The 10002-nt window shown below is 39.3% G+C and carries 9 protein-coding genes; 6 read left to right on the forward strand and 3 right to left on the reverse strand.

Annotation, left to right across the window (positions count from 1 at the left end; genetic code table 11):
- Window positions 1–192 precede the first annotated feature (192 nt).
- The gene (locus IEO70_RS14370) at window positions 193–684 is read left to right on the forward strand and encodes an acyl-CoA thioesterase (RefSeq protein ID WP_190999068.1); all 492 of its coding nucleotides are present in this window, start codon (window positions 193–195) and stop codon (window positions 682–684) included.
- 163 nt (window positions 685–847) lie between these two features.
- Window positions 848–1135: an HNH endonuclease gene (locus IEO70_RS14375; protein WP_328820937.1), complete on the forward strand. Its 288-nt coding sequence runs from the start codon at window positions 848–850 to the stop codon at window positions 1133–1135.
- A 276-nt stretch (window positions 1136–1411) separates the two neighbouring features.
- Here IEO70_RS14375 and IEO70_RS14380 read toward each other — a convergent pair whose 3' ends face one another.
- Window positions 1412–3031 (reverse strand): ABC-F family ATP-binding cassette domain-containing protein, encoded by a 1620-nt coding sequence (locus IEO70_RS14380; RefSeq protein WP_190999070.1) that lies wholly within the window; start codon window positions 3029–3031, stop codon window positions 1412–1414.
- 257 nt (window positions 3032–3288) lie between these two features.
- Here IEO70_RS14380 and IEO70_RS14385 point away from each other — a divergent pair, with 257 nt between their 5' ends.
- The 3 genes from IEO70_RS14385 (at window position 3289) to IEO70_RS14395 (ending at window position 5573) form a co-directional block, all read left to right on the forward strand.
- The gene (locus tag IEO70_RS14385; RefSeq protein ID WP_190999071.1) at window positions 3289–4005 is read left to right on the forward strand and encodes a hypothetical protein; all 717 of its coding nucleotides are present in this window, start codon (window positions 3289–3291) and stop codon (window positions 4003–4005) included.
- Between the two features lie 208 nt (window positions 4006–4213).
- Complete coding sequence (locus IEO70_RS14390; protein WP_190999072.1) at window positions 4214–4891, forward strand: hypothetical protein; 678 nt, start codon at window positions 4214–4216, stop codon at window positions 4889–4891.
- 190 nt (window positions 4892–5081) lie between these two features.
- Window positions 5082–5573: a hypothetical protein gene (locus IEO70_RS14395; RefSeq protein ID WP_190999073.1), complete on the forward strand. Its 492-nt coding sequence runs from the start codon at window positions 5082–5084 to the stop codon at window positions 5571–5573.
- Window positions 5574–5856: 283 nt separating this feature from the next.
- Here the strand turns inward: IEO70_RS14395 and IEO70_RS14400 are convergent, their stop codons facing one another.
- Entirely contained in the window at window positions 5857–7368 is a 1512-nt protein-coding gene (locus IEO70_RS14400; protein WP_190999074.1) for an MDR family MFS transporter, read from the reverse strand.
- 225 nt (window positions 7369–7593) lie between these two features.
- Entirely contained in the window at window positions 7594–8784 is a 1191-nt protein-coding gene (locus IEO70_RS14405) for an LL-diaminopimelate aminotransferase (RefSeq protein ID WP_190999075.1), read from the reverse strand.
- A 222-nt stretch (window positions 8785–9006) separates the two neighbouring features.
- Between IEO70_RS14405 and IEO70_RS14410 the strand changes: the two genes are divergently transcribed.
- Window positions 9007–9870, forward strand: a complete 864-nt coding sequence (locus IEO70_RS14410) for a CvfB family protein (protein ID WP_190999076.1) — start codon at window positions 9007–9009, stop codon at window positions 9868–9870.
- Window positions 9871–10002: the final 132 nt, after the last annotated feature.

Below are 10002 nucleotides of genomic sequence, written 5' to 3' on the forward strand. Positions count from 1 at the left end.
TAAGAAGAGTCGGATTATTGTACTTCTTCTTGTGCACCTTTTTAATATCTAAAAACAATAATTCAATTACTAAAAGATGACGTCCCGCTGTTTTGTGTTTAAAAGTGGATGAAATGCAGGCGTTATTGGTACAATAGATTGAACTAATAACAAAATTTGATAACCACGAACAGAATAGGGGAAATAGCGAAAATGAGTGGAACAGCAACTATGACAAAACTGCAGCCTAAGAAGGTAAGCGAGTCGAAAGCGAAGCTAGTTGATTTAGTTTTTCCTAATGATACGAACCAATATTCAACAATTTTTGGAGGCAAGGTTATGGCCTATGCCGATAAAATAGCGGCAATTGCTGCTATGCGTCATTGCCGAAGACCGGTTGTCACAGTCAGCAGCGATTCATTCCGTTTCCATGCGCCGATTAAGGCAGGGGAAGCGATTTGTGTTGAAGCAAGTGTCGTTTGCGCACACCGTACATCTATGGAAGTATTTGTGGAAATTCATTCTGAAAACTTATTGACGGGTGAGAAGAAACTTACTTCCAATGCTTACATGACGATGATGGCTGTCGGCGAGGACGGCAAACCTACTGAAGTACCCGAAGTCATTCCGGAAACGGAGCATGAAAAAGAGCAATATCGCTTTGCGATGGACCGATATATGGCGCGTAAAGCGGAGCGCAAATAAAAAGCAAAAAAACCTGACTGTATTTTATTTGGTCAGGTTTTTTTATTAATAACGCCACAAGTGTAATAAGATTAAACAATCTTGAAAAAGAGCAGTATAATTATGTAATGGATTTATGATATACTGCAGCGTGTATCATAGAAGATAAGTGGAGGAATGGAAAGTGGGTATTTGTGAGCTTTGTGGTAGAAGTAATGTGGAGACAACTGTACATCATTTGCTTCCAAGAGAAAAGGGAGGCTCGTATGGTCCAACTGCGGACTTATGTATCCCTTGCCATAAGCAAATACATGCTTTATATACGAATGACGAAATTGCTATACGACTATCAACAATAGAAGAGCTAAGAAGAGATGAACAGCTGATGCGCTTTGTTAAATGGATTCGTAAACAACCACCTACAAAGCTTATGAAAATCAGAAAATCAAATGAACGTAAAAGAAAGAAATAAGGGACTGCCTTGAAGTCAGTAAGCGCTGATTTTCGGGCAGTCTTTTTCCATTGCAAAGATTAAGGTTTGGACCGATTATTTCCGAAAGCGGCCTGATTAATTGCAAATTCGAATTGATTGTGGAGAAATGCGGACCAATTCCGGTGAAGTGCTGTTTAATTATGAATGGAACTAAGGTGAACGAAGCGCCGGTTACGGGAGTTGGTTCTCACGGAACCATATGCTTGCAAGAAAAAGCCCAAGCACAGATTCGAGTCTGTGCTTGGGCTTTTAACATTACTTGTACATCTCATCAACTTGAGCTTGAAGCTCTTTGTCTTCTAAATACTCATCGTAAGTCATCATTTTGTCAACTACACCTTTAGGCGTGATTTCGATGATACGATTTGCGATTGTTTGCATGAACTGATGGTCATGAGAAGCGAAAATCATGCTTCCTTTGTAAGCAGTAAGACCGTTGTTCAATGCTGTGATGCTTTCTAGATCCAAGTGGTTGGTAGGCTCATCTAATAATAGAACGTTAGCGCCGCTTAGCATCATTTTAGATAGCATACAACGGACTTTTTCTCCCCCCGAAAGGACGCTTGCTTTTTTCAATACTTCCTCACCAGAGAATAGCATACGGCCAAGGAATCCGCGCAAAAAGCTTTCGCTGTCGTCTTTTGGTGAGTATTGGCGCAACCAGTCAACTAGGTTTAATTCACAACCGTCGAAGTACTCGGAGTTATCCATCGGGAAGTACGCTTGAGAAGTTGTGACACCCCATTTGTAGCTGCCGCTGTCTGCTTCCATCTCACCTGCTAAAATTTTGAATAGTGTTGTTTTCGCAATTTCGTTACGGCTTACGATGGCAATTTTATCGCCTTTATTCATAATGAAGTTGATGTTATTTAAAAGCTGTTCGCCTTCAATTGTTTTTGATAAACTTTCAACGCGCAATAAGTCATTCCCAACTTCACGGTCTTGAGTGAAGTTTACATATGGGTAACGGCGTGATGACGGTTGAATGTCATCCAATGAGATTTTATCCAACAATTTTTTACGAGAAGTCGCTTGTTTAGATTTAGATGCATTTGCGCTAAAACGAGCGATGAAGTTTTGTAACTCTTTAATTTTCTCTTCTTTTTTCTTGTTTGATTCCTGAGATAGTTTAAGAGCTAATTGGCTTGATTCATACCAGAAATCGTAGTTACCAACGTAAATCTTGATTTTACCAAAGTCAAGGTCAGCGATGTGTGTACACACTTTATTCAAGAAGTGACGGTCATGCGATACAACAATAACTGTGTTTTCGAAATTGATCAAGAATTCTTCTAGCCATTGAATTGCTTGGATGTCCAAGTGGTTGGTAGGCTCATCGAGTAATAGAACGTCAGGTTTACCGAATAGAGCTTGTGCAAGAAGCACTTTCACTTTCTCTCCACCAGTAAGCTCGCTCATTTTTTTATCATGAAGCTCTTCTCCGATGCCAAGGCCTTTTAAAAGAATAGCTGCTTCAGATTCTGCTTCCCAACCGTTCAATTCAGCGAATTCGCCTTCCAGTTCAGCAGCGCGCATGCCATCTTCATCTGAGAAGTCTTCTTTCATATAAATGGCATCTTTTTCTTGCATTACTTCATAAAGGCGTTGGTGCCCCATAATAACAACTTTCATAACTTCAAACTCTTCATATTCGAAGTGGTTTTGTTTCAACACAGCAAGACGCTCGTTCGGTCCCATTGACACGTTACCTGATTGCGCTTCGATTTCTCCGGATAGAATTTTCAGGAAAGTCGATTTGCCGGCACCGTTTGCACCGATCAATCCGTAGCAGTTTCCTGGAGTGAATTTAATATTTACGTCTTCAAAAAGCTTACGGTCTCCATAACGCAAGCTAACGTCAGTTACAGTAATCATCTATTTATACCTCCGATTTATTAACAATAATTTGCAGTTCTCGTAAGGATTACAGCATATATGGTTATTTTTTAGACTATCAACCACTAATTATAGTTGAAAATCGGCAATGATTCAATGTAAACAGCGATAAAAATCTGCCTTTCACCAAAAGATAGGGGAAATGCCAATGAAATCCTAATGTATAAATTGTTTGAAATTGTTAATATATTGATTCAATGTAATATAAAGCAATAGTTTGGATGTGAAGTTTTGCAATGAGTTTACGTTTCAAAGTTATAATCATGACAAGTACTATAGCCATTTTTGGGACGATTTTTTTAGTGCATGAAATGTTGCATGCCAGAAAAGTGACTATATTTCTTCAGGAAACACCTGCCTATATGATAGAGGATTTGAATTTTGATAAGTATATTTCAGAAATTACATATGTGAAGGAAGAAGACCGTCTTCATTATGATTTTGAACTAACAGAAGAAATTGAAAAATTATCAACCATGGAAAAGTTTGCTGTTTTTCACATATTCAGCAAGCAATTGCGCTTCAGAATAATAAACACAGATCAAATGGAACAGCTATTACATGAGGATTTTTATATAACTGCAACAGTTAATGATGAAGTATTAGAGTTTGAAGTGCTTGTATCAGATAAGCCCGCCAAACTTTTAAATACAAAAGATACGTTAAGGATCAATAATGAAATAGCGTATACAATAGCGGAATATTTGGATGATGTGACAGGGATAAGAGAGCAAATGGAGATAGAATATGTTAACGGATACAGCGAATGGGAGATTATGGAGTTCGCTATTCGCATGCATAAGCTTATTACGATTGACGGTACAGATGTAAAAGAGTTAAGTAACGCGTCGAGGCTAGTAACCGATGCTGTGTTAGAAGAGTTCGGCATTACTTATGATCAATACATTGCTATTTATAAAAAATATTATTTGGATATACATACTCGCAGTTAAAATTAATGGTATTGTTTGTGTGTGGAAAAGAATCCCTAAAGTAATTAAAAATAAAAATTGTTAGCATTTAAAGAATAGTATTGTTTGTAGAATGACTTGAAGGAGAATTCGTTTTGTTTGATAATGTGAAGAGTCTCAATGCTGTTTTCAAATGTTGTACGAGATGAGAATGGAACTGCAGTTAATGACTAAGAGGAATATGTTACTTGTGTTTGTTTTTTTTCTGATTTTGTCAGCTGTAATAAGCGTTAGTGTTAAAAGTGCATCGATGAGACAAGAACAGGAACTTGAGGATATTGCTGATACCATTGCTGCATACCCTGCTCTAGGAAATATTATAAAAGAGATAACCTATACACCTGGTAGTGATAGTGTCCAGTTTGTTGTTGAATTTAGTGACGTCTACGGTAAAGCGCCTCTGTTAGAGCAATACGGATTTCTGGATGCTTACATGATCAAGCTTCGTGAATATATGAGTGCTTCGGAGTTGAATAATAGCTTAAAGTTGGAGGATATTGAATTAATCAGCACTAATTTGGGGACTGAATACAAATTTGTCAGTGCTAACTGGCATAAAGACGTTAAATCGAATAGCTATAATGAAACTCTTTATGTGAATGGAGAAGTAGCCTATACAGATAGTCAATATACAGCCGCTAAAAAAGAGTATATTGCGGGCTTGCATGAAGAGTATATTAATGGATATAGCGACCTCGAAATTATGAAATATACAGTAAGTGTGTTTAAGCTGATTACATACGGGGGAGAAGTCATAACAATAGGAGAAGACAGCCGTCAAATCGTCAGAACTATTACAGAACGTTATGGTATAACGAAGAAAGAATTCAGCCAAATTTATCGTAAATATTTTCTGCTCTTTTACTGAACTTAAACCCTCCCGTTTTTTCGGAAGGGTCTTTTTTTATATGCAGTTATGTTTTATGCAGAGCAATATGGGTAAAAGTGATAAAAAATGGCCATTATTTGCTTCAAAGCGGTAAAGTAGTGAAACTTTTATATGTGATCAAACGTAATAGAATTAAGGATTTTGTATTGAGCGTATAGGGGGAGACGGTTTGAAAAAAACAGCCTTTTTCATTGTATTGCTTATTTCATTGGCTAATTTATGCGCATGCAGTGAGCAAACAGAATCAAAAAGTATTACAGAAGCGAAAATTATAGATGAAAATCTGAATTTGAAGGATCAAATTGCTGAACTGCAAGTGGAGCTTGCTCTAAAAGAACAGCAGGAGATAGACAAAAAAGAAGCGGAAAACATAGTGCTAGCTTTTTTTCAGCAGATTTTTTCCGGTAGGATAGATGAAGTGGAAAATATGATAAGCAATCAAATACAAATTGCCGATTCCTCACTGACACTAAAAGATGGGAGTGAAGTGACCTTTCCAAACGATAATTCATATTTTATGTCGTTTTCGGATTCTAAATGGGATGGGGCAAATTCTGTTTGCATGTCATTGGCGATTTCAAAACGAGAAACCCAGTCCAGCCTAAAGGTGTATTTAATTAAGGAAGACGGGGTATGGAAGATTGATAATATCACAAGCTGACTACAGCAATATAAAACGCAGAAATTAGACTGTTTCGTTTAATTTCTGCGTTTTTAAAAGAAAAAATATATTTTTGAACTTGGTTAGCTGTCTAACCTTACACCTGCCATGCTCGGTCCCAAGCTGCCTCCCCCAAGAAACCAAAGGCGGGTTTCTCGTGTGATTCATCTTAGTCCTCCCGCATGTCTCCTTTTGATTTGCAACAAATTTAAGAAGGCAATCATCTGAAGATGGCTGCGAATTTCCGAGTGTGTACCTTACCAAAAGGACCGGTGAGTTTTTCTTATTCTTTTTCTTTCTGTGGAATTTCCACTTTTTCATTGCCCATCATAAATACGAAGATAAAAGCAAACAACAGAACAAAGAAGGTGATTCGAAAAATATCAGTAATCGATTCGGACATTCCGTTAATTATCGTATTTAAAATCTCCGGAGGGATTTGCGACCTTACTTCACTGGTGAAAATGCCGCTTAAATCTTGATTGCCCAGAAAGTTCATTGCAGCTTGTTTGCCTGCAAAAGCTTCGGTTAAATAGTCAGTTAAGCGTGAGGACTGTATGCTGCCGAAAATGGTAATCCCGATAGTCATACCAAGTGTTCGGAAAAACGCATTCGTGCTGTTAGCAGAGCCTCGTTGTGTCGCTTCAAGATTGTGAATGCTTGAAGTCGGCAATAGCGAGAAGGAGAAACCGACTCCGATGCCGCTAAGTACCATGAATAAAGTGACTAACACGCGGCTTGTGTCAGGTGTCATCGTACTCAGCAACAACAATCCGGCTGCAAATGACACGACAGAAATGAACATAAGATTACGGAAGCTCGTTTTTGTTTGCGTCATACCTGAGATGCCGCTGCCGACAACGGAACCGAGCATCATCGGTGTCAAGATAAGTCCGGCGTTAGTTGCGCTGCCTCCAAAAACAGACTGAACAAAGATCGGTATATAGACAGTCAGCGGTATAAAGGTAGCGCCGTATATAAATGCCAGCACTTGTGATGAAGCGAATAACGGTTTCTTGAATAATGAAAAAGAGATGATAGGATCTTTTGCTTTCGTTTCTATGAATAAAAATGAGACAAACATGATAGCGAAAATAGAGAATAAAGCAATAATCGGAGCAGAAGTCCATTCATATTGCTTTCCGCCCAATTCAATGGCAAACATGAAGCATACGACAGAAGCAACTAATGTAATTGCACCGCCCCAATCAATAGACTGTTTAAGACGGTTAGCTGATTCCTTGTAAGATGTCATGACGAATAACAATGAAATGATGCCGATCGGTACATTTACATAAAAAATCCAATGCCAGCTGATATATTCAGTGATGTATGCGCCTATGAGCGGACCGAACACGGAAGAAATTCCGAAAGTTGCACCGACAAGCCCGATCATTTTGCCTCGTTTCTCAGGCGGGAAAACATCAAAGACAATAGTAAACGCAATCGGCATAAGCGCGCCGCCGCCAATTCCCTGGATAGCCCGAAAAATGCTGAGTTGCACCATACTTTGTGCTAAGCCGCATAAAGCAGAACCAATCAGGAACACGAGAAGGCCGAAAATGAAAAAACGTTTCCTTCCAAACATATCAGACAGTTTGCCGAAAATCGGCATGGCGGCCATTGAAGCAACCATATAAGCAGCGGTTACCCAGACGAATTTGTCAAGATCGCCTAAGTCTCCCACAATTGTTCCCATGGCAGTAGCAACAATTGTGTTGTCCATCGCTGCAACAAGAATACTTAATAATATTCCGGTAATGAGCAGCTTATTGTTTGATTTTTCTGCAACCATTTTCACCCATCCTTTATTTTTACTTTTTAAGAAAGTATAAAACTTTGAACTTAGATAGCTGTCTAACCTTATACCTGCCATGCTCGGTCCTAAGTTGCCTCCCCCGAGAAACCAATGGCGGGTTTCTCGTGTGATTCATCTTAGTCCTCCCGCATGTCTCCTTTTTCATTGAAGTGTATTCAAGAGGAGGATTCAAAAATGAAAAAGGACCGGTAACGGTTTTTCTTATTGATTTTGCAATATGTCTGCTTGGAAAATTTTACTTTTATTAATTTGTTCGACAGCCTGAATCAATTTCGGGACATCTTGAACTAAGGCAATTCGTACATATCCTTCACCGGATGGCCCGAATGCGACCCCAGGTGTAACTGCAACATTTGCCAAGTCCATCAGCTTAAAGGCAAAAGCTTTTGATGACCAGCCTGCAGGCAGCTCCGCCCAAACAAACATCCCGGCTTCCGGAGTTTCGACATCCCAGCCGATTGAGCGTAATCCTTCACACAATGTATATGCTCGCGCCTTATATTGCTCGCGAAGCCGGGTGCTGAATGGTTCGCCTTCATTAAGCGCTCGGCATGCAGCGCTTTGCACCGGATAAAATACGCCGTAGTCCAAATTGGATTTGAACTGATGAAGCGCTTTAACAATGGCTGCATTTCCGAGAGCATAGGCAACACGGCATCCCGCCATATTGAAGCTTTTAGATAGTGAGTTCAACTCGATGCCTACATCTTTGCTGCCTGGAACCGACAGGAAGGAAATGGGTTTCTGATTAGTATAATATAGTTCGGAATAAGCAAAATCATGAATAACGACAATATTATATTTTTTTGCGAAAGCTACTGCTTCAGTCAACAATTGTTCCGTTGCTATAACCGGAATTGGATTGCCTGGAAAATTCAAAATCAAGACGCTCGCTTTTTTCGCGATTTCTTCAGGTATAGAAGAGAAGTCAGGCAAAAAGCCATTTTGTTTGCGAAGCGGCATATAATACGGCACAGCTCCAGCCATAGCGATGCCGGTTGCGTAGGCTGTATAGCCGGGATCAGGGACAAGTATATAATCTCCGGGATTTGCAAGCACCATCGGCAAGTGAACGAGCGCGTCCTGTGAACCCATCAGCTGAACGATTTCAGATTCCTTTTCAATATGTACATTATAGTTTCGGTTATAAAACGAGCTGACAGACTGATGGAAGGAGGCTGTTCCTTTTAATGAATAGCCGTATTTGGAATCATCTGTCGCTTGTGAACTGATCGTTTCTTTTACGAACAATGGAGGAGGAAGGTCAGGGCTGCCGATGCTAAGGTCGATAATTTCGGCACCGTCTTTAATCTTTGCTGCTTTATATGTAGCTAGTTCTGTAAATATGGAAGATGAAAAGGACTTCATACGGTCTGCTAATTGAATCAACATAATTATTCCACCTTTTGTCATTTATTTTCTAAACATTCTGAAAGTATTTTACCATAATATTCAGTCAATAAATAGGTGTAGTATTAATGAATGCAATTTCTTCAGTATTTATGTTAAAAATACTATAATAACAATAAGTGAAGCTATACTTATGGCTATAAAAATGATAAAGTTAAATGCGGTATCCATACATAGTGTAGTCAGAAGGAGGATAACGATTGTATGAACAGTTTATTAGCTGGTGAAATTGTAACTTTAACAGTAGATCGTCGTGCAGACGAAGGTCATGTATTAACAAATGGAGAACAAGACCTTGTTCTATTAAATATTGAAAAAACAAAAGATGTAAAAATCGGTGAAGAAGTGGAAGTGTTTCTTTACCATGATAAATCAGGGGAATTGGCAGCAACAATGCGTATCCCGGAAATCCGTTTAGGTGTATACGGATGGGTTGAAGTGGTAGGTTCAAGAAAAAACCTAGGTGCATTCGTTAATATCGGCTTATCTAAGGATCTTCTTGTATCAGTGGATGATTTGCCACTACAATCCAATGTTTGGCCGAAGCCAGGCGATAAATTGTATGTAACATTAATTCGCGACAAGCATGATCGCCTATTTGGGAAGCTGGCGACAGATGATGTCATATACGGTATCAGTAAGCCGGCGCCAGAGAAAATGTACAATAAGACAGTAAAAGGCCATATTTATAAAACGAAGAAGGTCGGCAGCTACATGATTACAGATGAAGGCTACCGTTGCTTCATCCATGAAAATGAACGCGTAAAAGAGCCTCGTCTAGGTCAATACATGGAAGGGCGAGTAATTGATGAGAAGGAAGACGGCTCATTGAATCTTTCTTTCCGTCCATTCAAGCAAGATAAGATGGTAGAAGATAGCGAAATCATCCTGCAATACTTGCAGATGCGCGGCGGCGCTATGCCATACGGAGATAAAACTACTCCGGAAGACATTATGCGCACTTTCGAAATGAGCAAAGGCGCTTTTAAACGTGCTCTAGGTAAGTTAATGAAAGAAGATAAAATTTATCAAGAAGACGGTTGGACATATACGAGCGACCGTAGATAATAGAAAAGCGTGATGCTGTTATGGACTGCTCCCTGTCAAGTAGACAGTGGAAATAATAAAAATTGAACTAAGCGGCTTGAGCTCTGAATTCTAGAGGGCTCAGGCCGTTTAGTCGTTTTTGATAACGTTGAT

The sequence above is a fragment of the Peribacillus faecalis genome, assembly GCF_014712675.1.
GTDB lineage: Bacteria > Bacillota > Bacilli > Bacillales > DSM-1321 > Bacillus_AD > Bacillus_AD faecalis.